Source organism: Alcaligenes sp. RM2 (assembly GCF_052931795.1).
In genome coordinates, this window is sequence record NZ_JBRFIO010000001.1 from 846,682 (window position 1) to 870,437 (window position 23,756).

The 23,756-nt window shown below is 57.6% G+C and carries 17 protein-coding genes; 10 read left to right on the forward strand and 7 right to left on the reverse strand.

Going from position 1 to position 23,756, the window contains the following annotated elements; genetic code table 11:
* Nucleotides 1-4 precede the first annotated feature (4 nt).
* From ACU6HM_RS03900 to ACU6HM_RS03915, 4 genes are read left to right on the forward strand one after another with little or no spacing between them, the layout of a single operon-like run.
* Nucleotides 5-3,199, forward strand: coding sequence for an efflux RND transporter permease subunit (locus ACU6HM_RS03900; protein WP_021446545.1), 3,195 nt, complete (start codon nucleotides 5-7; stop codon nucleotides 3,197-3,199).
* Entirely contained in the window at nucleotides 3,199-4,662 is a 1,464-nt protein-coding gene (locus ACU6HM_RS03905; protein ID WP_254499175.1) for an efflux transporter outer membrane subunit, read from the forward strand. Before ACU6HM_RS03900 ends, ACU6HM_RS03905 begins: the two co-directional genes overlap by 1 nt.
* A 55-nt stretch (nucleotides 4,663-4,717) precedes the next feature.
* Complete coding sequence (gene pdxJ, locus ACU6HM_RS03910; protein WP_009457072.1) at nucleotides 4,718-5,455, forward strand: pyridoxine 5'-phosphate synthase; 738 nt, start codon at nucleotides 4,718-4,720, stop codon at nucleotides 5,453-5,455.
* Nucleotides 5,456-5,505: 50 nt separating this feature from the next.
* Nucleotides 5,506-6,075 carry a nitroreductase family protein gene (locus tag ACU6HM_RS03915; protein WP_026483308.1) on the forward strand — a complete coding sequence of 190 codons (570 nt, stop codon included), beginning with the start codon at nucleotides 5,506-5,508 and terminating at the stop codon, nucleotides 6,073-6,075.
* 196 nt (nucleotides 6,076-6,271) lie between these two features.
* Here ACU6HM_RS03915 and ACU6HM_RS03920 read toward each other — a convergent pair whose 3' ends face one another.
* Complete coding sequence (locus ACU6HM_RS03920; protein ID WP_035271755.1) at nucleotides 6,272-6,733, reverse strand: MerR family transcriptional regulator; 462 nt, start codon at nucleotides 6,731-6,733, stop codon at nucleotides 6,272-6,274.
* Nucleotides 6,734-6,861: 128 nt separating this feature from the next.
* On the opposite strand from ACU6HM_RS03920, the gene ACU6HM_RS03925 reads away from it, so the two are divergent.
* Nucleotides 6,862-8,247 carry a dihydrolipoyl dehydrogenase gene (locus ACU6HM_RS03925; RefSeq protein ID WP_250755748.1) on the forward strand — a complete coding sequence of 462 codons (1,386 nt, stop codon included), beginning with the start codon at nucleotides 6,862-6,864 and terminating at the stop codon, nucleotides 8,245-8,247.
* Nucleotides 8,248-8,380: 133 nt separating this feature from the next.
* On the opposite strand, the gene ACU6HM_RS03930 is transcribed toward ACU6HM_RS03925, so the two are convergent.
* The gene (locus ACU6HM_RS03930) at nucleotides 8,381-8,734 is read right to left on the reverse strand and encodes an ArsR/SmtB family transcription factor (protein WP_009457063.1); all 354 of its coding nucleotides are present in this window, start codon (nucleotides 8,732-8,734) and stop codon (nucleotides 8,381-8,383) included.
* Between the two features lie 204 nt (nucleotides 8,735-8,938).
* Between ACU6HM_RS03930 and fusA the strand changes: the two genes are divergently transcribed.
* Both fusA and ACU6HM_RS03940 read left to right on the forward strand, forming a co-directional pair.
* On the forward strand, nucleotides 8,939-11,056 hold the full coding sequence (gene fusA / locus ACU6HM_RS03935; RefSeq protein WP_446763356.1) for an elongation factor G: 2,118 nt from the start codon (nucleotides 8,939-8,941) through the stop codon (nucleotides 11,054-11,056).
* A 15-nt stretch (nucleotides 11,057-11,071) separates the two neighbouring features.
* Nucleotides 11,072-11,239, forward strand: a complete 168-nt coding sequence (locus tag ACU6HM_RS03940) for a hypothetical protein (protein ID WP_446763357.1) — start codon at nucleotides 11,072-11,074, stop codon at nucleotides 11,237-11,239.
* 24 nt (nucleotides 11,240-11,263) lie between these two features.
* Here the strand turns inward: ACU6HM_RS03940 and ACU6HM_RS03945 are convergent, their stop codons facing one another.
* Genes ACU6HM_RS03945 through ACU6HM_RS03965 form a run of 5 tightly spaced genes read right to left on the reverse strand, consistent with a single transcriptional unit; the run spans nucleotide 11,264 to nucleotide 17,220 of the window.
* Entirely contained in the window at nucleotides 11,264-11,875 is a 612-nt protein-coding gene (locus ACU6HM_RS03945; RefSeq protein ID WP_446763358.1) for an SCO family protein, read from the reverse strand.
* A gap of 15 nt (nucleotides 11,876-11,890) precedes the next feature.
* Nucleotides 11,891-13,963, reverse strand: coding sequence for a M3 family metallopeptidase (locus tag ACU6HM_RS03950; RefSeq protein ID WP_446763359.1), 2,073 nt, complete (start codon nucleotides 13,961-13,963; stop codon nucleotides 11,891-11,893).
* Nucleotides 13,964-13,978: 15 nt separating this feature from the next.
* Nucleotides 13,979-14,842 carry a bifunctional methylenetetrahydrofolate dehydrogenase/methenyltetrahydrofolate cyclohydrolase FolD gene (gene folD / locus ACU6HM_RS03955; RefSeq protein WP_026483301.1) on the reverse strand — a complete coding sequence of 288 codons (864 nt, stop codon included), beginning with the start codon at nucleotides 14,840-14,842 and terminating at the stop codon, nucleotides 13,979-13,981.
* Nucleotides 14,843-15,466 carry a response regulator transcription factor gene (locus ACU6HM_RS03960; protein WP_009457051.1) on the reverse strand — a complete coding sequence of 208 codons (624 nt, stop codon included), beginning with the start codon at nucleotides 15,464-15,466 and terminating at the stop codon, nucleotides 14,843-14,845. It lies immediately after the preceding gene.
* A complete protein-coding gene (locus ACU6HM_RS03965) occupies nucleotides 15,463-17,220 on the reverse strand; it encodes a PAS domain-containing sensor histidine kinase (RefSeq protein WP_009457049.1) in 1,758 nt (585 codons plus the stop codon). Before ACU6HM_RS03965 ends, ACU6HM_RS03960 begins: the two co-directional genes overlap by 4 nt.
* Nucleotides 17,221-17,487: 267 nt before the next feature.
* Between ACU6HM_RS03965 and aceE the strand changes: the two genes are divergently transcribed.
* The 3 genes from aceE to lpdA are packed head-to-tail and all read left to right on the forward strand — an operon-like array spanning nucleotide 17,488 to nucleotide 23,696.
* Entirely contained in the window at nucleotides 17,488-20,196 is a 2,709-nt protein-coding gene (gene aceE / locus ACU6HM_RS03970; protein ID WP_060185117.1) for a pyruvate dehydrogenase (acetyl-transferring), homodimeric type, read from the forward strand.
* A gap of 11 nt (nucleotides 20,197-20,207) precedes the next feature.
* Complete coding sequence (gene aceF, locus ACU6HM_RS03975) at nucleotides 20,208-21,908, forward strand: dihydrolipoyllysine-residue acetyltransferase (RefSeq protein WP_021446548.1); 1,701 nt, start codon at nucleotides 20,208-20,210, stop codon at nucleotides 21,906-21,908.
* A 9-nt stretch (nucleotides 21,909-21,917) separates the two neighbouring features.
* Nucleotides 21,918-23,696, forward strand: a complete 1,779-nt coding sequence (gene lpdA, locus ACU6HM_RS03980) for a dihydrolipoyl dehydrogenase (RefSeq protein ID WP_009457034.1) — start codon at nucleotides 21,918-21,920, stop codon at nucleotides 23,694-23,696.
* Nucleotides 23,697-23,756: the final 60 nt, after the last annotated feature.

The window sequence follows — 23,756 nt, forward strand, 5'->3', positions numbered from 1 at the left end:
CGACATGCCTCAGTTTTTTATTGAAAGGCCCATTTTTGCATGGGTCGTTGCCTTGGCGATCACGCTATTTGGCTTATTGGCTTTGCCCAATATGCCTGTAGCGCAGTATCCCGATGTGGCACCACCTTCGGTCACCATCCGGGCGACCTACCCAGGCGCAACCGCGGAAGACGTTGCCAGTACGGTAGCCAGTGTGATCGAAGATCAGCTGAACGGTGCCAAAGGCCTGCTGTACTACGAGTCCGTCAGTGACTCCTACGGCTCGACCGAAATCACCGCCACGTTCCGTCCTGGTACCAATCCTGACATGGCTCAGGTAGACGTCCAGAACCGGGTCAGCAACATTACTGCGTCCTTGCCGACAGCGGTGATGGAGCAGGGCCTGCACGTGGAGCAGTCCAGTACCGGCTTTCTGCAAGTGGTGACCTTGTCCTCCACGGATGGCAGTCTGGATCAGACAGCTCTGGCTGACTACATCGAACGCAATATCAAGAACACGATTTCTCGTGTTCCTGGTGTGGCTCGCTTCCAGCTGTTTGCATCCGGTCGCGCCATGCGTGTGTGGCTGGACCCTGCCAAGCTGGTCGGTTACCAGATGAGCCCAGCGGACGTGACCAACGCGATTCGTCAGCAAAACATGCTGGTGTCTGCCGGTATTCTGGGTGGCCCACCCAATCAGGACAGTCAGCGTGTGGCCGCACCCATTACGGTGAACGGTCAGTTGGCAACCGTGGAAGAGTTTGAAAACATCATTCTGCGCTCGCAGCCTGATGGCTCGACCGTACGTATTAAAGACGTCGCTCGTGTGGAAGTGGGGGCGGACAACTACCAGTTTGGTGCCCGTCTGAACAGCAAGCCAACAGCGGCTTTTGCTATCTCCCTGTTGCCTGAAGCGAACGCGCTGGATACTGCCGCGGCAATCAAAGTCGAAATGGAGAAGTTGGCCGAGTTCTTCCCGGAAAACATCCGCTACGACATTCCTTACGACACCTCGCCCTACGTGGACAAGTCCATCACCCAGGTGGTTTACACCTTGCTGGAAGCCATGGTGCTGGTGTTCATCGTGATGTACGTGTTCCTGCAAAACGTGCGCTACACCCTGATCCCTGCACTGGTGGTGCCGGTGGCTATCTTGGGGGCGTTCGCGGTGATGCAGGTGCTGGGCATGTCCGTGAACGTGCTGACCATGTTCGCGATGGTGCTGGCCATTGGTATTTTGGTGGACGACGCGATCGTGGTGGTGGAGAACGTCGAACGTATCATGGTGGAAGACGGGCTCTCGCCTAAGGAAGCGACCAAGAAAGCCATGCCGCAAATTAGTGGCGCTATTGTGGGTATTACGCTGGTGCTGTCGGCCGTGTTCTTGCCCCTGGCATTCATGGCCGGTTCGGTGGGGGTGATTTACCGTCAGTTCTCGGTGGCCATGGCCGTGTCGATTGCCTTCTCCGGCTTTTTGGCACTGACCTTTACACCTGCCTTGTGCGCGACTTTGTTGAAACCTATCCCCAAGGGTCATCACGAAACCAAGCGTGGCTTCTTTGGTTGGTTCAACCGTGTCTTTACGCGTACCACCAATGGTTACGAAAGCTTTATTGGCAAGACCTTGCGTCGTGGCGGTCGGATGATGTTCATCTACCTGATCATGGTGCTGGTGCTGGGCTTCCTGTACATGCGTATGCCAACCGCGTTCTTGCCCGAGGAAGATCAGGGCTACGTGATTGCCAACATCGAACTGCCTGCCGGTTCGACGGCCAACCGTACGATTGAAACCATCTCCAAGGTAGAGGACTACTTCAAGGAGCAGCCTCAGGTTGAAAACATCATTGCCGTGCAAGGCTTCAGCTTTAACGGTAGTGGTTTGAACTCGGCGATTGCCTTTGTGCCCTTGAAAGATTTCAACGAACGTAAAGGCAAGGAAAACTCGGCTCAAGCCATTTCCGGCAAGGCCATGGGCCAATTGCTGTTCGGTTTGCCCGACTCCATGGTGATCGCGATTGTGCCACCCGCTATTTCTGCTCTGGGTAACTCCTCGGGTATTGATATGCGTCTGGAAGACCGCGGCGGCATGGGTCACGATGCCCTGATGGCAGCCGCGGATCAGTTGCTGGCCCTGGCCAAGGCAAGCCCTGTGTTCGATCCACAGAGTGTGCGTATCACGGGTTTGGGACCTGGCAAACAGATTCGTCTGGAAATTGACCGAGACAAGGCGGCTGCCCTGGGTGTGAACTTCAGCGAAGCTTCTGCCTTGATCAGTGGCGCCCTGGGCTCGTCTTTTGTGGGTAAATTCACCAACCAGGGACGTGTGCAAAGTGTCTGGGTACAAGCTGATGCGCCATATCGCATGACCATCGACGATGTGCTCAAGCTCAACGCTCGCAACAGCGAAGGCAAGATGGTTCCGCTGTCGGCTTTTGTCAGCCAGACGACCGAACAAGGTCCGGTACAGATCGTGCGCTACAACAGCTACGAGTCTGTCCGTATCGGTGGTGGCCCCGCTCCAGGCTATACCTCGGGTGAAGCCATGATCGAGATGGAAAACCTGATGAAGCAGTTGCCTAGCGGCTTTGGTGTGGACTGGACAGGTCTGTCTTATCAAGAGCGTCAGGCCGCAGGCCAGTCCGCTATCTTGATGGGCTTGGCGGTTCTGGTGGTGTTCATGCTGCTGGCTGCCTTGTACGAAAGCTGGGCGATTCCGCTGTCCGTGATGCTGGCCGTACCGTTGGGTATGCTGGGTTCGGTCTTGCTGGTCTCCGGTCTGGGTATGCCTAACGACGTGTACTTCCAGGTGGGTATCGTGACGGTGATCGGTCTGTCAGCGAAGAACGCGATTCTGATTGTGGAGTTTGCCAAGGATGCCTACGCACGTGGTGCTACCTTGATCGACGCCACTCTGGAAGCCGCTCGCTTGCGTTTCCGTCCTATCTTGATGACCTCTTTCGCCTTTGTGCTGGGTGTGGTGCCTCTGGCTACCTCGACTGGTGCGGGTGCTGCCAGCCAGAACGCCGTGGGTCTGGGTGTGCTGGGTGGTATGTTGGCCGCAACGCCCTTGGCTGTCTTGATGGTGCCGACCTTCTTTGTCGTGATCCTCAAGCTCTTTAAAACTAAACCCCGTCTGTTTGGCGAAGCCGCTAAATTGCACGAGGAAGAACAGGCCAAACAAGCTGCACAGCCGGCCGGTTCGCAAGGAGGACAGCACTGATGTCTAGCATGTTTTTACGTAGCCCCTTGGTGCTGGCCGTGGCGTTTGCCTTGTCGGCTTGCTCCTTGGCACCGAAGTACGAGCGTCCTGATTCTCCCGTGCCCGCACAATTCCCTCTGGCCCAGCAGGGCCAGGCGGATGCGGCACAGGCTGCTGATCTGGGCTGGCGTGAATTCTTTACGGATCCGCGTCTGCATGCCCTGATCGAGCAGGCTCTGGAGAATAACCGCGATCTGCGTATTGCCACCCAGCGCATCGAGGAAGCTCGCGCGCAATACGGCGTGGCACGCAGTGACCAGTTGCCCAGCATTGGTGTGCAGGCGGCCGAGCAGGCCACCCACACACCGGCTGAGCTGCGTCCTGGTGGCCCAAATTCGGCCCCCGTAACCCGTACGTTCCAGGCCGGTGTCGGTATCACTGCTTTCGAGCTGGACTTCTTTGGTCGAGTGCGTGATCTGGCCCGTGCTGCTCAAGAACAGTACTTTGCCACCGAGCAGGCTCAGCGTACCGCCCATATCGCCCTGGTGGCGGGCACCGCCGAAGCCTACTTCAAGGTACGTACTGCCGAAGAACTGCATGCTTTGATGAGCAATACCTTGCGCAGCCGTCAAGAGACATTGCGCCTGGTGCAGTCTTCTTACGATGCCGGTACGGTGTCGGCGCTGGACCTGAACCAGGCCAAGGTGCAATACAACACCGTGCGTTCCGATATGCAGGCTGTCGAGCGTGATCGTCAGCGTGCACTCAATGCCTTGCAGGTCTTGTTGGGCGGTGAAATACCGGCTGACTTGCCAGCAGGCTTGCCCTTTACCCGTGCTCAGCTGATGCCTAGCTTGCCTGTAGGGTTGTCGGCAGAATTGCTGGAGCGTCGTCCTGACATTCTGGCCGCCGAGCACGCCTTGCGTGGTTCCAACTACAGCATCGGGGCAGCACGCGCTGCTTTCTTCCCGCGTCTGAGCCTGACCGGTCTGCTGGGCTTCATGAGCCCCGAGCTGGGTGGTCTGTTCAGTTCGGGTAACCGTTACTGGCAATTCCAGCCGCAAATTACCATGCCGCTGCTCTCGGGCAGTACCTGGGCCAATCTGGATCTGGCCGAGGCTCGTCGTGACATTGCGATCAGCCAGTATGAAAAAACCATTCAGGAAGCCTTCCGCGAAGTGGCTGATGCTCTGGCGGGCGAAGCCACCTACGGTCAGCAGATCGACGCCTTGCAAGAGGTTGATCAGGCTGCCAGCGAAAGCTTGCGTCTGGCCAAGCTGCGTTACGAAGTGGGTATAGACAGCTTCCTGCAGGTGCAAACGGCGGAAGTCAGCCTGTACGGTACGCGTCAAGCCTATATTCAGACTGGCCTGGCATCCCTGATGAATCGGGTCGAGTTGTACAAGGCTTTGGGTGGCGGCTGGACAGCTGAAACCGTCAAGCCTGAAACAAAGACCCAGGCCACTGGGACAGCACCGGAGTAAACAGGCGATAATACGTCTGGTCATTCATCCCTGAAACTACGGAGGTCCTTGGGGAATGTTAGAACTGGGCGTCAATATCGATCATGTGGCGACGCTGCGCCAGCAGCGTCTGACCACATACCCTGATCCAATTCAGGCCGCTTTGCGAGCAGAAGAAGCCGGAGCGGACCTGATCACCTTACATCTGCGTGAAGACCGGCGTCATATTCAGGATGCCGACGTCGAGGCCCTGCGCCCCGTACTGCGTACCCGGATGAATCTGGAATGCGCCATCACCACCGAAATGCTGGACATTGCCTGCCGTATCAAACCGGACGATGTCTGCCTGGTTCCCGAACACCGTGCTGAACTGACGACCGAAGGTGGTCTGGATGTGGTCGGTCATCTGGACCAGGTCAAGGCGGCTGTGCAGCAATTGCAGGCTGCCGGTATTCGCGTCTCGCTGTTCATTGATGCCGACCCGGCGCAAATCCGAGCCGCCAGCGACGTGGGTGCCACCGTGATTGAACTGCACACCGGCACCTATGCGGATGCTCAAACGCCCGAGCAGGCCGCCAGCGAACTGGAGCGTATCCGTGCCGGTATTGCTCAAGGTGTGTCGCAAGGTCTGCGTGTGAATGCGGGTCATGGCCTGCACTACGGCAACGTACAAGCGATTGCCGCCTTGCCGGGGCTGACGGAGCTTAATATTGGTCACGCCATTGTTGCCCAGGCTGTCTTTGACGGTTGGGAAAAAGCCGTGCGCGACATGAAAGCCCTGCTGGTGCAAGCGGGCGCTCCTGCTCAAGCCTGACTGAGCCCTGCCATCTGGGCAGGGCACTCTTAACTGATTCTGGAAGCACTATGAGTACCATTGATTCCCTATTGTCCCGCCGCTCCATCAAGCTGGTGCAAGGCCCCGGCCCGAACGAGCAGGAGCTGGACCTGATTTTGCGCGCTGCCATGGTCGCTCCTGACCATGGCCGTTTACAGCCTTGGCGCTTTTGCCTGATCCGCGGTGAAAACGTGCAGGCTCTGGGCGAACTGGCCATTGCCGCCAATGAGCGCGCCGGTAATCCCTTGACCGAGCAGAAAGCTGCCAGCGTCCGCGCCTGGCTGGCCAAAGTGCCCATGCTGATTGCTGTAGCCAGCCACATCGATCATGGTGAAGAAAAAATTCCTGAACTGGAGCGTGTTCTGGCAACGGGCGCAGCCGTCAGCAATATGCTGCATGCTGCTCACCAGTTGGGCTTTGGCGCTTTCTGGAGCACTGGCCTGGGCACCTATGGTGAAGAAGTCCCGGAAGCCCTGGGCTTCGATTCCCTGGATTACCAGTTCCTGGGCTTTGTGTCGGTAGGTACGCCTATTCACAATCTGGGTCCTGCCCAGCGTCCCGAGCCACAAAAGTTCGTGACGGAGTGGCAGCCTGCTTAAATTTGCGGGGTAGCCTGCGCGAGCCAAGTTCGCGATTGTGAAGAAAAAGCCTGAGTTCGTCATTGAACTCAGGCTTTTTTGTCTTCTCTTGCTCAGTAAGTGATGCAAGCTGGAGGAGCAGTGGGAGGCGTTGGCTTCCTGTCCTGTTTCCCACTCTTTGTTTTGGTTCCTGCCTGTCTAAACCCGCTCTTAGGCACTAAAGCTTGGCTGTATTGCTTTTCTGATGGGCAGGTTTATGCGACTGAGCCTTGGTCGAGGCATCTGTATGACAGCATGCCCCCTCCAAACCATCCAGAATCGGACAATCCGGATGTTGGTCCCCCTGGCATTGTTCAGCCAGCACACGCAGCTTGGCGGCCATGTCCAGCAGCAGGGCCGCGCGGCTTTCCAGATCCTTGATATGAGCCTGGGCCAGTTGCTTGACCTCGCTGCTGGGGCGTTGCTGATCGCGCCACAGGCTGGTCAGTTGCTGAATGTCCGCCAGATTGAAACCCAGGTCCTTGGCACGAACAATGAAGTGCAAGGTATCCAGGTCCTGATCCTGGTAGACGCGGTAGCCATTGGGGGCACGGTCACTATTCAAGAGTCCCAGATCTTCATAGTGCCGGATCATTTTGGGTGTCAGGCCGGTTACGCGGGCCGCTTCACTAATCAGCATGGGCTTTCCTCGGGCAGTGCAAGGGGACTGCGTTATGATTGAAAGAGTCAATTCTGCACATTGTAGAACGGGTGGTCGGGCAGGTCATCAGGCCCCTGATAGCCTTAGTATGGACTCAAGGAGCGGTTATGAAAGAAATTCAGTGTGATGTTGCCGTGATTGGAGCGGGGACAGCAGGCATGACAGCGTATCGTACGGCCAAACGTGCCGGTAAACGAACGCTGATGATTGAATCAGGCCCCTATGGCACCATGTGCGCACGTGTTGGCTGCATGCCATCCAAGTTGCTGATCGCAGCAGCGGACGCTGCCCATCATGCCCGCCATACCGCTCCTTTCGGTGTTCACGTAGACGGCAATATCCGCATTGAAGGCAAAGAGGTCATGGATCGCGTGCGTCGCGAGCGGGATCGCTTTGTGCAATTTGTGGTGGACGATGTGGAAGGCTTTGATGCCGAAGACAAAGTGCGTGGTCATGCCCGCTTTGTGTCCGAGCATGTGCTGGAAGTGGATGACCATACCCGTATCACCGCAGGGCACGTGATTATCGCCACTGGCTCCACGCCCGTGCGCCCCAAGGAGCTGGAGCCGCTGGGGGCTTTGCTGATCAATAACGAGGATGTTTTTGACTGGACGGATTTGCCGGAAAGCGTGCTGGTCGTAGGTACGGGTGTAATCGGTCTGGAGTTGGGGCAGGCGCTGGCGCGCTTGGGCGTGAAGGTGTCCATCATCAACCGCAGCCAGAGTCTGGCGGGTCTTTCCGATCCTGAGGTACGTGAAGCCGGACGGGCGATTTTCAGCCAGGAACTGAATATTCGTGCCGACGTAGCTGTATTAGGTAGTGAAGTCGTCAATGGCAAGGCGCGCGTGCGCTTGCAGGTGAATGGCAAGGAGTTGGTCGAGGACTACGACTATGTACTGGGGGCGGCAGGCCGCAAACCGCAGTTGGATAATCTGGGGCTAGAAAACACGCCTGCGCAATGGGATAGCAAAGGGCGGGTGGTCTTTGACCTGGACAGCTTGCAACTGAAAGGCACCTCTATCTATCTGGCAGGCGATGTGAACCAACGTGCACCCATCTTGCACGAGGCAGCAGATGATGGTCGTCTGGCTGCCTTGCAAGCCGTCAGCAATGGCCAGGATGAGCCTATGGCGCGTCGTGCACGCATGGCTGTGGTGTTTAGTGATCCGCAGGTGGCTGTGGTTGGTACGCCCTTTAAATCCTTGCCAGAGGGTGCGGTGACAGGCAGCGTGAACTTCGGCAATCAGGGCCGTGCTCGCGTGATGCTGGTCAACCGTGGCTTGTTGCACGTTTATGCGGACAAGGCGGGCAAGTTTCTGGGGGCCGAGATGGTGGGGCCTCAAGCAGAACATATTGCTCACTTGCTGGCCTGGTCTTTGCAGATGGGACTGACGCTGGATCAGATGCTGGCCATGCCGTTCTACCATCCCGTATTGGAAGAGGGCTTGCGTACGGCCTTGCGCGGTGCGCAATCTGCTTTGCGAGGCAAATAAGTCAGCCTGAACGGGTTTGATCCCGTTTTCGGGCTCTGGCCCTGAGAGTCCTGATCCTGTATGTGAACTGCTCGCCAAAAGTTGGACATTGATCCGACCTTTGGCGGGCAGTTTGATTTTCAGGGTGCTTTTATTATTTGGCGGCGTTTTGCAGATGCTGCGCGGTGGTCGCCTCGGTTACCGGGTCATTTTCCAATGCGCCCAGCAAGGAGTGCAGCAGACCGGGAAAGCGCTCCTCCAGATCGTCCTTACGCAGCGATAGCAGGTTTTCTCGTCCAGAAGGCCGTTGCCAGATCACGCCGCTATCGCGCAAGACACGCCAGTGATGCGTCATGGTGGATTTGGTTTGGCCTTGCAGTAGCGAGCCACAGGCGCGTTCGCCTTCGGAGGCTAAAGCACGCACAACGGCCAGACGCAAGGGATTGCCCAGGGCAGTCAGTACATTTTCCAAGCGAATCTGTGCGCGCTCGGGATGATTGGGAAGCATGTAGAGTCCTGTCATTATTCGTCGCGGTGATTGTACCTGTGTCCACGTACCGTTTTCGCGCTGTGGTGTGGATGCACGACGCGTGGAAAAAATCTTGTTAATAGTACGATTGTAGGCGTACTATCTGATTGTTATCAACCACTGAAACAACAGGAGCCCAGGTGCCTTGCACCGCAAGGCAGGACGACTCCAAGGACAATCATCATGGCTCGCCATACACCCATCACTCGCTATCGGAACATCGGTATCTCGGCGCATATTGACGCTGGCAAAACCACCACGACCGAGCGCATTCTTTTCTACACCGGCGTCAGTCACAAGCTGGGGGAAGTGCATGACGGGGCGGCCACTATGGACTGGATGAGCCAGGAGCAGGAGCGTGGCATCACCATTACCTCGGCGGCCACCACCTGCTTTTGGCGAGGCATGGATGGCTCGCTGCCCGAGCACCGCATCAATATCATCGACACCCCCGGCCACGTGGATTTCACCATCGAGGTTGAACGCTCCATGCGCGTGCTGGACGGCGCGGTCATGGTGTATGACGCGGTCGGTGGGGTACAGCCGCAATCTGAAACGGTTTGGCGTCAGGCCAACAAGTACAAGGTTCCGCGCCTGGCCTTCGTCAACAAGATGGACCGCGTGGGGGCGGATTTCTTCCGTGTACGTCAGATGATGGTGGATCGCCTCAAGGCCAATCCCGTGCCTGTGGTGATTCCTATGGGCGCTGAAGATGGCTTCAAGGGCGTGATCGACCTGCGCTTGATGAAAGCGATCGTGTGGGACGAGGCTACTCAGGGCATGAAGTTCAGTTTTGAGGACATTCCTGATGATCTGCTCGCTATGGCCAGGCAGTGGCGCGAGCGCATGCTGGAGGCGGCGGCAGAAGCCAATGAAGAGCTGATGAATCAGTACCTGGAAACGGGTGAGCTGAGCGTGGCCCAGATTACGTTGGGCCTGCGCTTGCGCACCATTGCCGGAGAGATTCAGCCCATGCTGTGTGGCTCGGCCTTCAAGAACAAGGGTGTGCAACGCATGCTGGATGCGGTGGTGGAGCTGCTGCCTTCTCCCGTGGATGTACCTGCAGTGCAAGGCGTGGACGAGGCTGGCGAAATCGTCACTCGCCAATCTGACGACAATGAGAAGTTCTCGGCATTGGCCTTCAAGCTGATGACGGACCCTTATGTCGGCCAGTTAACCTTTGTGCGAGTGTATTCCGGTGTGCTGGCCAAGGGCGATAGCGTCTATATTCCCGGCCGTGGCAAGAAAGAGCGTATTGGCCGGATTGTGCAGATGCATGCCAATGACAGGCATGAAGTTGATGAACTGCATGCGGGTGATATTGCGGCCTGTGTTGGCCTGAAAGAGGTCAGCACAGGGGAAACCTTGTGTGATCCTTCGGCCATCATCACGCTGGAGCGCATGGAGTTTCCCGAGCCGGTAATTCGTCAGGCTGTGGAGCCCAAGACCAAATCCGACCAGGAAAAGATGGGGATTGCGCTCTCGCGTCTGGCTTCTGAAGATCCGTCCTTCCGTGTCAGCACGGACGAGGAGTCGGGCCAGACGATTATTGGCGGTATGGGCGAGCTGCATCTGGAGATCATTGTGGATCGCATGAAGCGCGAGTTCGGCGTGGAAGCGAATGTGGGCAAACCGCAAGTGGCCTACCGCGAAACCATCAGCAAGACCGTGCGCGATGTCGAAGGCAAGTTTGTGCGTCAGTCCGGTGGTAAAGGACAGTACGGCCATGTGGTCTTCACCCTGGAGCCGCAAGAGGCGGGCAAGGGCTTTGAGTTTGTCGATGCCATCAAGGGCGGGGTGGTTCCGCGTGAGTACATTCCGGCAGTGGAAAAAGGTGTGCTGGAGGCCCTGAACAGCGGTGTGTTGGCGGGCTATCCCGTGGTGGATGTGAAAGTGACACTGACCTTCGGTTCTTACCACGACGTGGACTCGTCCGAGCAAGCCTTCAAGATGGCGGCGATCTTTGGTTTCAAGGAAGCGGCCAAACAGGCATCACCCGTGATCCTGGAGCCCATGATGGCGGTGGAAGTGGAAACGCCTGAAGATTATGCCGGTAATGTGATGGGGGACCTGTCCAGCCGTCGTGGCATGGTGCAGGGTATGGATGACATGGTGGGGGCGGGCAAGCTGATCAAGGCGGAAGTGCCTTTGTCCGAGATGTTTGGCTATGCCACTACGCTGCGTTCCATGTCCCAGGGCCGTGCAACATACAGCATGGAGTTCAAACGCTACGCGGAAGTGCCCAAGTCCATGGTGCAGGATCTGGTGGCTGAACGTCAGAGCACACGACACGCAGGCTGATACTAAAGGGGGCGGGTGTTCCTGTGTCTAACCAGGCACGGGAACATCCGCCCCGATGCTTTGCCTGTTGTTGTTGTTGTTGTTGTTGTTGTTGTTGTTGTTGTTGTTGTTGTTGTTGTTGTTGTTGTTGTTGTTGTTGTTGTTGTTGTTGTGCTGAGGGCGCTGTTGGCCAGTCTGATCTGAGGTTTGATTCAGGCCCAAGCCCGCTTAGTTCAGCAGACTGCGTACCCCATCCGCCAGAACCTGCACCGACTCGGTATCCGGTGCTAGATATCGCGCTCGGCCTTGCTGATCGAAGATATATACGCCACGGCTGTGCGAGACCTCGTAGTTTTCGGGTGCTTTGGGATCGGGTTTTTCAATCTGGAAGGCCACTCGGTAACGACGGGCCAGATTCGCGATCTGCTTTTCAGAGCCTGTCAGGCCGGTGGTGTGCTTGCCATCAAAAGCGGCCACATAACGGGCCAGGGAGTCGGGCGTATCGCGGTGGGGGTCCACACTGACAAAGATGATGCGCACCTGCTCGGCATCGTTCCCCAGTTCTTTCATGACCAGGCCCAACTGAGCCAAGGTGGTAGGGCAAATATCCGGGCAACTGGCATAGCCAAAAAACATCATGACGACTTTATCTTTGAAGTCATCCTGGGTGACGGTTTTGGGGCCAGCGGCTTGAAGGGAAAAGCGCAGATCGGGCAGGAAGCCACGTACGGGATGCAGATTGGCAGCGGCAGCGCTGCCCAGCAGAAACAAGCCCAGCGCCAGTGTCAGGCCAAACTGTTTAAACAAGACAAGAATGGACTTTACTGGGCTGGGTGTCATGGACGTCCTCTGGGTTTAAGCAGGCTCTGGAGTGAGCCCGCTGTGACGGAGCAGGGCGGTAATGGAAGGATCGCGGCCACGGAAAGCACGGAAGGAGTCGGCAGCCGGGCGTTCGCCCCCTACGGACAGAATCTCGCGCCAGAAGCGATGGCCCGTATTGCTGTCGAGGGTATCACGTGCTCCATCCGAGTGGGTATAGGCTTTTTCCTCAAAGGCCGAGTAGGCGTCGGCGGACAGGACTTCAGCCCATTTGTAGCTGTAGTAACCCGCGCCGTAGCCACCCGCAAACAAGTGTGAGAACTGATGCGGGAAACGGTGCCACTCAGGCGGAAACAGCACGGCGACTTCCTGGCGAACCTGATCCAGAATCTCCATGACGGCTTCAATGCTCAGACCGCTGTCACGCGAGTGGATCAGCATGTCAAACAGGGAGAACTCCAGCTGGCGCACCATTTGCATGCCGCTTTGGAAGTTGCGGGCCAGATTGAGCTTGTTGTAGAGCGCACGGGGCAGATGCTCACCGGTTTCCACATGGGCCGTCAGCATTTGCACCACAGGCCATTCCCAGCAGAAGTTTTCCATGAACTGCGAAGGCAGTTCGATGGCGTCCCATTCCACGGCGGCGAAGGCCGAGGCGGCTGGATCATCCACACGCGAGAGCAGAGTGTGCAGGGCGTGGCCGGATTCGTGGAACAGGGTGATCACATCGTCATGCGTGAGCAGGGCGGGGCGACCGGGCTGGGGTTCGGCAAAATTGCATACCAGGTAGGCAATAGGCAGGCACAGCTGTTCACCCAGGCGGCGACGGCTGCGTTCGCTATCGACCCAGGCACCGCCTTGCTTGCCTTGGCGGGCGTGCAGGTCCATGTACAGATAGCCCAGGACCTTGCCGTCGGAAGCCATGACTTCAAAAGGGCGCACGGCAGGATGCCAGGCAGGCACGTCGGCGGCGCGCAGTGTCACGTCAAACAAGCGCTGAATGACTTTGAACAGGCCGTTCAGAACGGCGGGTTCCGTGAAGTACTGTTTGACCTCGTCTTCCGAGTAGGCGTAGCGCTGTTCACGCAGGCGTTCAGCGCTGAACGGCACATCCCAGGCTTGCAGGGTGTCCAGGCCCAGCTCCTTTTTGGCGAAGGCTTGCAGCTCGTCCAGGTCCTGGCGGGCGTAAGGGCGAGCCTTGGCAGCCAGATCGCGCAAGAAGCTCATCACCTGTTCCGGGGTGTCGGCCATGCGGGTTTCCAGACGCATATGGGCGTAGCTGGCAAAACCGAGCAGGCTGGCTTCCTGGGCACGCAGATCCAGCAGCGTTTCAATCGCCTGGGAATTATCAAACTGGGCATCGCCCTGATCGGAGGCAATGGTGGTGTAGGCTCGGTACATCAACTCACGCAAGGTCTGGTTGCGTGCGTATTGCATGACAGGCAGGTAGCAAGGCATTTTCAATGTCAGACGCCAGCCTTGCTGATCGTGTTCCTGAGCAGCGCGTTGGGCGGCGGCCAGCACGTCGTCCGGGATGCCGTCCAGTTCGGCCTGGTCGGTGACCAGGTAATGCCACTGATCAATCGCATCCAGTACATGCTCGGAGAACTGCTGCGAGGTTTGCGCCAACTCTTCGGAAATACGGGCGTAGTCTTCACGCGCCTGACCTTCCAGTTGCACGCCGCTCAAGCGGAAATCACGCAGGGCCAGGGTAATGATGCGTTGGCGCTGGGGCGTCAGGGTGGCAAAGGCCGGGCTATCGGCCAGCGCCTGATAACGCAGGAACAAAGGACGGTTCAAGCCCACCCAGGTCGAGAACTCGCTCATGCGCGGCAGGCACTGGTTGTACACCGTGCGCAGTTCGGGCGTGTTGACGACCGAGTTCAGGTGACCGGCCACCGACCAGGCGCGATACAAGGTTTCGGTGGCGTCGGTAATGGGCTCGACGATGTTGTCCCAAGTGGGTTCGCTATCGTCGTTGGAGACTGTGTCTACGGCTTGGCGGGCCAAGGCCAGCAGTTGGTCCACCGCCTGCTCGATGTGCTCGGGCTGGATGGCGGGATAGTCAATAAGGCTGTCGATAGGAACCAGTAAGGGATTTGTCGTCATAAACCGTTGATTAAATTAAAGACTGATGTTGGCCGAACGTTCGGCCGCTTCCAAGGTGTTGACCAGCAGCATGGCAATGGTCATGGGGCCCACGCCGCCGGGTACGGGCGTAATGGCCGAGGCCACTTCGCTGGCACTGGCAAAGTCCACGTCGCCGCACAGCTTGCCGTCTGCTCCGCGATTGATACCCACGTCGATCACGACGGCACCGGGCTTGACCATATCGCCGGTAATGATGCCAGGGCGGCCTACAGCAGCGACCAGCACATCGGCACGGCGTGTCTGGGCGGCCAGATCGCGCGTTTTGGAGTTACAGAGGGTGACGGTAGCGCCCGCAGCCAGCAAGAGCATGGCCATGGGTTTGCCCACGATATTGCTGGCGCCCACGACTACGGCTTCTGCACCGCGCAGTGCCACGTTTTCGGATTCCAGCATTTTCATGACACCGTAGGGCGTGCAAGGTGCAAATAGCGGCTTGCCCGTCATGAGCATGCCAGCATTGCTGACGTGAAAACCGTCAACGTCCTTGTGCGGTGCAATGGTTTCAATCACCTTGTGCTCGTCCAGATGGGCGGGCAGGGGCAACTGAACCAGAATGCCGTGCACCGAGCTGTCCTGATTCAAACGAGTGATCAGGGCAAGCAGCTTGGTTTCGGTGGTGTCGGCAGGCAGACGGATGATTTCGGATTTCAGGCCAGCGGCTTCGCATGCCAGGCCCTTGTTGCGTACATAGACCTGGGAGGCCGGATCTTCACCGACCAGCACCACGGTCAAACCGGCTTGAATGCCGTGGGTTTGTTTCAGCTTGGCAACGCGTTCTGCAACGTCCGCCTTGATGGCGGTGGACAGCTTTTTTCCATCAATAATGCGAGCACTCATTTACGCATCCTCGGACTTGGTGAGGGCGATTTTCATGAGGTCGGCAACCGTAGTGACTTCCAGTTTTTCCATGATATTGGCGCGATGCGCTTCGACAGTTTTAATGCTGATGTTCAAGTCCCCGGCAATCTGCTTGTTCAGGCGACCGGCAACAATGCGTTCCAGCACTTGCTGCTCGCGCGCTGTCAGGCGGCCCAGGACTTCTTGTTGATCTTTCTGTGCCTGCGCTTGGGAGGCACGAGCTGTAGCCTGTTCGATCATGCGGCTGACGATGGTGCGCAGATCGGCTTCGTTAAAGGGTTTTTCCAGAAAGTCGATAGCGCCTTTCTTCATGGTGCTCACGGCCATGGGTACGTCACCGTGGCCGGTAATGAACACAATCGGGATAGTCGATTTGCGAGCGATCAGGGCTTCCTGCAGCTCCAGGCCGCTCATGCCGGGCATGCGCACGTCCACAATCAGGACAGCCACCTGGGCCGGGTCGTAGGCGCCCAGAAACTCTTCGCCCGATGCAAAGCAGCGGACCCGATAGCCGTTGGCTTCCAGGAGCCAGCGCAAGGAGTCCCGTACGGCTTCGTCGTCATCGACTACGTAAATGGTGCATGGCATTTGCGGGCTGGTCATTCGGGTATCTCCAGTTTGTTATCAAGGGTGTCCGTTACATCCGGTGCCGCACAAGGTAGACTGAAACGGAAAATCGTTCCACCCTCTGGATTGCCGACAGCCCACAGGCGGCCGTGATGCGATTCAATAATTGTGCGACAGATATTCAGGCCCATCCCAAGGCCTTCGGACTTGGTACTGTAAAACGGTTCAAAGAGGCGCTCGGGGTCTTTCAAGCCATGACCGCGATCGATGACGGCCATCTCCAAAAGCGATTCTTGTTGGGTAATCACCAATTGAAGCACATGATGCTCGCTGTGTTCCATGGCTTCGATCCCATTTTTGAGCAGATTCAATAATACCTGTTCTATGAGAATGGGGTCGGCAATGACGTCAGGAACGGGGTCCGGAATGCTCAATTCAATTTCAATTTGGCGCTTGCGGGCGTCGATTTCGGCAAAGCCGACGGCATTTTCCACAATACGCATGACCTTGACGCGGACGCGACGCGGTTCGCTACGTTTCACGAATTCACGAATACGGCTGATGATCTTGCCCGCGCGCTCGGCTTGCTGGGCCGCTTTTTCCAGTGCGGCCAGCAAGGTTTCAGGCTGGTAGCGACCGGATTTCAGCATGGCGACTGCGCCCATGCTGTAGTTATTGATGGCCGTCAGCGGCTGGTTCAATTCGTGCGCCAGCGAGGAGGCCATTTCGCCCATGGTGGTCAGGCGGCTGGTCAGCTGCACCTTTTCCTGCTGAATGCGCGAGGCTTCTTCGTGCTTGCGGCGGTCGGTAATATCGCGCGCCACTTGCAGACGGACACGGCGGCCGTCTGTCCAGGCCAGCATACGGTGATGAACTTCGAACCAGCGAGCCGCCGATTCGGAGTAGATCTCTACGGTTTCATCCGTAAAACGACCCAGGCGGCCACCCAGCAATTCAGCGTGGCCATTGGATTGGGCGCCAAAGAAACGACGATAGGTACGGTTGGCAAACAGCAGTTCCAGACCTTCCGATGTATCGGCCACCACGGAAATGGCATCATCCAGACCTTCCAGCACCGTCATGAAGCGTTCATGCGCGGCGGTCAGGGCTTCGCGAATACGCTTGGGTTCGGTAATGTCCGTCATGGAAGTCATCCAGCCGATCTGCTCTCCATTAGGGGCACGCAAGGGCGAGACATACATACGGGCCGTAAAGCGCGAGCCATCACGGCGCTGAGCCTCCACTTCCAGACCACTGCTGGGCGTGCGGCCGGACAGCAAAAGGTCCAGGGTTTCCTGGTGTTGTTGGTGACGACCGGGTAGCCAGTAAGGGAAGGGGGCGGTGCGACCGACCAGATCGGCCTCGTTCCAGCCGATCATTCTGCAAAAAGCCGGGTTCACATAAGCAATGCGGCCCTGCATGTCAAAAACGCGCATCCCCGTGGACATGGAGTTTTCCATGGCACGCCGGAAACCCGTCTCGGCGGTTTGTGCTGCCTCGGCGTGGGTACGGAAGCGGGTATAGCGCCACAGGGCCAGCAAGCTGACCACAATCACCAGGGACAGGGCCAGAATCACCATCATCAGGCGTTGCTGGCGCGTTTCCTGATCGATGGTCACAAACATGACGCTATCGTTCTGCAAACGCTGCAGCCACAGGAATACCCCCATGACACAGAGGTAGAGAAACAGCACGACAACCGGTGTCAGCCAATAGAATCCACGCCGATTCTGCTTGGCCTGATCATAGAAGGTTGAAGGGATCAGAGACTTTTTGGGATGAGTAGCCATAACAGCAAGAAAAGAAGTATGGCTGGATTGTAATGTAGGGCTATTTTTTTTAGTGATATTTCGTATTATGAAAACACATACCATAAAATGAAATTTTGCTTGAGCGTTTCTGTGTTCTTTCCTAGAATGGTTTGGTGCAGGCGTACCCCGCCTTGAACGCTCACAGTCCGCAAAACCCGCTTCGGTCAGGATCGCTTTACTTCTTATTAGATGGGCGGCTCAGCGTCGAGCAAGACCGGACTACTACCACATATATGGAGACACTATATGTCCTCAACCCAAGACAATAGTTCGGCTCAGGTCAGTCAAGACCAAGCCCTAGAAACAAAAGAGTGGCTTGACGCCCTGGAAGCAGTGGTGGACCGTGAAGGCCCGGCCCGTGCTCATGATCTGATCGAAAAGCTGATCGATCTGGCCCGTCGCTCCGGTGCTCACATCCCGTTCTCGCCCAACACGGCTTACGAGAACACGATTCCTCCCGGTCTGGAACCTGCCCACCCTGGCAATCTGATGCTCGAAGAGCGTATCCGTTCCTACATTCGCTGGAACGCCATGGCCATGGTGGTGCGCGCCAACCGCGAAACCCCTCCTGATGGCGGTGGTCTGGGCGGTCACATTGCCTCCTTTGCTTCGCTGGCCACCATGATTGGCTGCGGTCAGAACCACTTCTGGCACGCTGAAACCGAAGATCACGGCGGCGACATGGTGTTCTTCCAGGGCCATTCCTCGCCCGGTATTTACGCCCGCGCCTTCATGGAAGGCCGTATCTCCGAAGATCAACTGAATAACTTCCGTCAGGAAGTTGATGGTAAAGGCCTGCCATCCTACCCGCATCCCAAGTTGATGCCCGAATTCTGGCAGTTCCCCACCGTATCCATGGGTCTGGGCCCATTGATGGCGATCTACCAGGCTCGTTTCCTGAAGTACCTGCATGCCCGTGGCATCGCTGATACCAGCGGCCGTAAAGTCTGGGTGTTCCTGGGCGACGGCGAGATGGACGAACCCGAATCCCTGGGCGCCATTGGTCTGGCAGCACGTGAAAAACTGGACAACCTGATTTTCATCGTGAACTGTAACTTGCAGCGTCTGGACGGTCCTGTACGCGGTAACGGCAAGATCATCCAGGAGCTGGAAGGTACCTTCCGTGGTGCTGGCTGGAACGTGCTGAAACTGATCTGGGGCGGTTACTGGGATCCATTGCTGGCCCGTGACAAGGAAGGCATCCTGCGCAAGGTCATGGAAGAAACCGTGGACGGCGAATACCAGGCCTACAAGGCCAACGACGGTGCCTATGTTCGCGAGCACTTCTTTGGCAAGCACCCCAAGCTGCTGGAAATGGTCAGCCGCATGAGCGACGAGGACATCTGGCGTCTGAACCGTGGCGGTCACGATCCTCACAAGGTGTACGCTGCGTTTGACGCTGCCACCAAGCACGAAGGTCAGCCTACCGTTATTCTGGCCAAGACCATCAAGGGCTACGGCATGGGCCACGTGGGCCAGGCCAAGAACCCATCGCACCAACAAAAGAGCCTGGATCTGGACGCCGTGCGCGAATTCCGCGACCGTTTCAACATCCCGGTTCCTGATGACAAACTGGAAGAGCTGCCTTACTTCAAGCCCGCTGATGACTCTCCAGAAATGCAGTACCTGCACGCCCGCCGTCAGGCATTGGGCGGTTACTTGCCCAAGCGTCGCACCAAGGCCGATGAACAGCTGACCGTGCCGACCCTGGACGCATTCAAGCCCATGCTGGAAGCCACTGCCGAAGGCCGTGAGATTTCCACGACGCAAGCGTTTGTGCGCTTTTTCAACACCTTGCTGCGCGACAAGCAAGTGGGTCCTCGTGCCGTACCTATCCTGGCAGACGAATCCCGTACCTTTGGTATGGAAGGTCTGTTCCGTCAGATCGGTATTTACGCACCGGAAGGCCAGAAGTACACCCCGGTCGATAAAGACCAGGTCATGTACTACCGCGAAACGGCCAATGGTCAGTTGTTGCAGGAAGGTATTAACGAACAGGGTGCTTTCAGCTCCTGGATTGCGGCGGCCACGTCGTACTCCAACAGCAACCGCATCATGATTCCGTTCTTCATTTACTACTCCATGTTCGGCTTCCAGCGCTTTGGCGATCTGGCCTGGGCAGCGGGTGACATGAAGGCACGCGGTTTCGTGCTGGGCGGCACTGCCGGTCGCACCACCTTGAACGGTGAAGGTTTGCAGCACGAAGATGGCCATAGCCATATTCAGTCCTCGCTGATTCCTAACTGCGTATCCTACGACCCCACCTTCGCTCACGAAGTGGCTGTCATCATGCAGCATGGTTTGAAGCGCATGGTTCAGGACCAGGAAGACGTGTACTACTACGTCACCCTGATGAACGAGAACTACGCTCAGCCCGGTCTGGTCGAAGGCGACGAAGACGGCATCCTGCGCGGTATGTACAAGTTCAAGTCCGTGGCCAAGGACAGCAAGCTGCGCGTTCAGCTGATGGGTTCGGGCACGATTTTGCGCGAAGTGATCGCAGCACAGGAACTGCTGGAAAAAGACTGGGGCATTGGCTCCGACGTTTGGAGCGTGACCAGCTTTACCGAACTGCGTCGTGATGGTCTGGATTGCGAACGTGCAGCGCTGTTGAATCCTGAAGGCAAGGATCTGCCCGTGCCTTACGTGACGACTCAACTGGCTAAAACGGACGGTCCTATCGTGGTCTCCACCGACTACGTCAAGGCCTTTGGCGACCAGATTCGTCCGTTCGTGCCTAAGGATCGCACCTTCAAAGTGTTGGGCACCGATGGTTTTGGCCGCTCCGACTACCGCTTCAAGCTGCGCGAGCACTTTGAGGTTGATCGTCACTTTGTGGTGCTGGCTGCTCTGCGCGCGCTGGCTGAAGACGGCAAGATTCCGTTCAGCAAAGCGTCCGAGGCGATTGCCAAATACGGCATCAATCCTTCCAAGGCCAACCCGCAGCACGCATAAGGGACTGAACCATGAGCAATATCATTCAAGTCAAAATCCCGGATATCGGTGCTGACGACGCTGTCGAAGTGATCGAAATCCTGGTCAAGGAAGGCGAGACCATTGAGGTCGAGCAAAGTCTGATTACCGTGGAGTCCGACAAGGCCTCCATGGAAATCCCCTCGTCCGATGCTGGCGTGGTCAAGTCGATCAAGGTCAAGCTGGGCGACAAGGTTAAGGAAGGCAGTCTGGTTCTGGAACTTGAAGCCGCCGAAGGTGCGCAGGCCGCGCCTGCCGCTGAGCCTGCCAAGGCCGAAGCTGCTCCCGCTCCTGAAGCTGAAGCTGCGCCCGCAGCGGCTCCTGCCGCTGCCGCGGCAGCCCCGGCCGGTGGTGAACAGCAAGTTACCGTTCAAGTGCCTGACATTGGCGACGCCCGCGATGTGGACGTTATCGAAATCATGGTGCAAGTGGGTGACACCATTGAAGTGGATCAAAGCCTGATCACCGTGGAGTCGGACAAGGCTTCCATGGAAGTGCCGTCCTCCCACGCAGGTGTGGTGACGGCCATCAAAGTGAAACTGGGTGACAAGGTCAGCCAGGGTAGCGACATTCTGGAACTGACAGTGCAAGGAGCTGCTGCAGCCCCGGCACCAGCCAAGGCCGAGGCTGCTCCCGCCCCTAAAGCCGAACCTGCTCCTGCAGCAGCGGCCGCTCCTGCTGCCAGCTCCTCGGTGGTGGTCGGTGCTGGTGCGCCGGCTCCAGAGCGTGTTTCGCCCACTGCCGCTTTTGCGGAAACCGAAGGCTCCTTGCGCAATCTGCCGCATGCCTCGCCTAGCGTACGCAAGTTCGCTCGCGAGCTGGGTGTGGATCTGACCAAGGTTCATGGCTCGGGCGATAAAGGCCGTATTACGGCTGACGACGTGCGTGGCTTTGTGAAGCAGGTCATGGCGGGCGGCGCTGCTCCGGTTATTGCTGCCGGTACCGCTGCTCAAGTCGGTGGTCTGGATGTGCTGGCCTGGCCCAAGGTCGATTTTGCCAAGTTTGGCCCAGTCGAAACGCAGGCCCTCTCGCGCATCAAGAAGATTTCCGGTGCCAACCTGCATCGCAACTGGGTCATGATTCCTCATGTCACCAATAACGATGTGGCTGACATCACCTCTTTGGAAGCCCTGCGTAAAGAGCTGAACGAGGAATACAAGAAGTCCGGCGCTCGCGTCACCATGCTGGCTTTCGTCATCAAGGCTGCCGTAGCTGCCCTGAAGAAATTCCCCGAGTTCAACGCTTCGCTGGACGGCGACAATCTGGTGCTCAAGCAGTACTACCATATTGGTTTTGCAGCTGACACGCCTAACGGTCTGGTTGTGCCGGTTATCCGTGATGCCGACAAGAAAGGCATTCTGGACATCGCTCGCGAAACGGGCGAACTGGCTGCCGCTGCCCGTGATGGCAAGCTGAGCGCAGCCCAGATGCAAGGCGGTTGCTTCACCATTTCCTCGCTGGGCGGTATTGGCGGTACGGACTTCACACCCATTATCAATGCGCCGGAAGTGGCCATTCTGGGTCTGTCGCGTTCCTCCATGCAGCCAGTCTGGAATGGCAAGGAATTCGAGCCACGCCTGATGCTGCCTCTGTCCCTGTCCTACGACCACCGCGTTATCGATGGTGCCGCTGCCGCCCGTTTCAATGCCTTCCTGGCAACGATGCTGGCCGACTTCCGTCGCATCGCACTGTAAGGAGTTGTCATGAGTCTGATTGATCTGACGGTCCCGGATATCGGCGACTCCGGTGAGGTAGATGTCATCGAAGTGCTGGTGCAAGTCGGCGATACGGTCGAGGTCGAGCAAAGCCTGATCACCGTGGAGTCCGACAAGGCCTCCATGGAAATTCCTGCCGCTCAGGCAGGGGTGATCAAGGAGTTGCTGGTCAAAGTGGGTGACAAAGTCTCCCAGGGTTCGGCCATTGCCAAGATTGAAGCGTCCGAGAGCCAAGCCGCTCCCGCTGCAGCACCCGCTAAACAAGAAGAAGCGCCTAAAGCAGCGGCGGCTCCGGCCGCTGCCGCTCCGGCTGCGGCACCTGCTCCGCAGGCGGCCAGCCATCAGGGCGGCGCGGATGATTCCGTGGATGTGGTCGTTCTGGGCGCGGGCCCAGGCGGTTACAACGCGGCCTTCCGAGCGGCTGACCTGGGCCTGAAAGTGGCTCTGGTCGAGCGCTACAGCACCTTGGGTGGCGTGTGTTTGAATGTGGGTTGTATTCCTTCCAAGGCCTTGCTGCACACCGTAGCGGTCTACGAGGAAGCCAAGTCCCTGGCAACACACGGTATCAAGTTCGGTGAAGCGCAAATCGATATCGACGCGCTGCGCGATTACAAGAACAAGGTGATCGGCAAGCTGACCGGTGGCCTGGCTGGTATGGCCAAGGGCCGCAAGGTACAGGTTGTGGTCGGTAACGGCCAATTCCTGGACCCCAACCACATCGAAGTGACCGCCAACGACGGCACCAAGAAAGTGATCAAGTTCGGCTCGGCCATTATTGCGGCCGGTAGCCAGTCGGTAAAACTGCCATTCCTGCCTGACGATCCACGCGTGGTGGACTCCACCGGCGCGCTGGAACTGAAGTCTGTGCCCAAGCGCATGCTGATCGTGGGTGGTGGCATCATCGGTCTGGAAATGGGTACGGTGTACTCGGCTCTGGGTGCACGCCTGGACGTGGTGGAAATGCAAACTGGCTTGATGCCAGGAGCAGACCGCGACGTGGTCAAGGTGTGGGAGAAGATGAACAAGCATCGCTTTGATCACATGATGCTGGAAACCAGCACCGTGGCCGCCGAAGCGCGCGAAGATGGTATTTGGGTGACCTTCGAGGGCAAGAATGCTCCGGCCGAGCCGCAGCGTTACGACCTGGTTCTGCAAGCCGTGGGCCGTTCGCCCAATGGCAAGAAGATCGGTGCCGAGAAGGCCGGTGTGCAGGTGACAGATCGTGGCTTCATCCCGGTTGACAAGCAACAGCGCACCAACGTGCCGCACATCTATGCGATTGGCGACATTGTGGGTCAGCCCATGCTGGCACATAAGGCCGAGCACGAAGCGCACGTGGCTGCTGAAGTCATCGCCGGTGAAAAATCCTTCTTTGATGCCCGCGTGATTCCTTCGGTGGCTTACACCGATCCGGAAATCGCCTGGGTGGGTCTGACAGAAGATCAGGCCAAGAAAGACGGCATCAAGGTCGAGAAGGGCGTGTTCCCATGGGCTGCCTCTGGTCGTGCCATCGCCAACAACCGCGACGAAGGCTTTACCAAGGTTCTGTTCGATGCTGAAACCCACCGTATCGTGGGTGGCGGTATCGTCGGTACCAATGCGGGCGAGCTGATTGGCGAGCTGGTTCTGGCTATCGAAATGGGTGTGGACCCGGTCGATCTGGCCAAATCCATCCACCCGCACCCCACCTTGTGCGAGTCGGTCAGCAAGGCTGCTGCCGTCGCAGAAGGGACGTGCACGGACTTGCCACCCACACGTCGCAAGTAATACCAGTATTCGCCTGATAGTTAAGGCGTATTGGATCACGGCAGGTGCTATCATCAGCGC

Coding starts and splice junctions, on each gene's coding strand:
- ACU6HM_RS03900 (WP_021446545.1), top strand. CDS start 5: ATGCCTCAGTTTTTTATTGAAAGGCCCATTTTTGCATGGGTCGTTGCC.
- ACU6HM_RS03905 (WP_254499175.1), top strand. CDS start 3,199: ATGTCTAGCATGTTTTTACGTAGCCCCTTGGTGCTGGCCGTGGCGTTT.
- pdxJ (WP_009457072.1), top strand. CDS start 4,718: ATGTTAGAACTGGGCGTCAATATCGATCATGTGGCGACGCTGCGCCAG.
- ACU6HM_RS03915 (WP_026483308.1), top strand. CDS start 5,506: ATGAGTACCATTGATTCCCTATTGTCCCGCCGCTCCATCAAGCTGGTG.
- ACU6HM_RS03920 (WP_035271755.1), bottom strand. CDS start 6,733: ATGCTGATTAGTGAAGCGGCCCGCGTAACCGGCCTGACACCCAAAATG.
- ACU6HM_RS03925 (WP_250755748.1), top strand. CDS start 6,862: ATGAAAGAAATTCAGTGTGATGTTGCCGTGATTGGAGCGGGGACAGCA.
- ACU6HM_RS03930 (WP_009457063.1), bottom strand. CDS start 8,734: ATGCTTCCCAATCATCCCGAGCGCGCACAGATTCGCTTGGAAAATGTA.
- fusA (WP_446763356.1), top strand. CDS start 8,939: ATGGCTCGCCATACACCCATCACTCGCTATCGGAACATCGGTATCTCG.
- ACU6HM_RS03945 (WP_446763358.1), bottom strand. CDS start 11,875: ATGACACCCAGCCCAGTAAAGTCCATTCTTGTCTTGTTTAAACAGTTT.
- ACU6HM_RS03950 (WP_446763359.1), bottom strand. CDS start 13,963: ATGACGACAAATCCCTTACTGGTTCCTATCGACAGCCTTATTGACTAT.
- folD (WP_026483301.1), bottom strand. CDS start 14,842: ATGAGTGCTCGCATTATTGATGGAAAAAAGCTGTCCACCGCCATCAAG.
- ACU6HM_RS03960 (WP_009457051.1), bottom strand. CDS start 15,466: ATGACCAGCCCGCAAATGCCATGCACCATTTACGTAGTCGATGACGAC.
- ACU6HM_RS03965 (WP_009457049.1), bottom strand. CDS start 17,220: ATGGCTACTCATCCCAAAAAGTCTCTGATCCCTTCAACCTTCTATGAT.
- aceE (WP_060185117.1), top strand. CDS start 17,488: ATGTCCTCAACCCAAGACAATAGTTCGGCTCAGGTCAGTCAAGACCAA.
- aceF (WP_021446548.1), top strand. CDS start 20,208: ATGAGCAATATCATTCAAGTCAAAATCCCGGATATCGGTGCTGACGAC.
- lpdA (WP_009457034.1), top strand. CDS start 21,918: ATGAGTCTGATTGATCTGACGGTCCCGGATATCGGCGACTCCGGTGAG.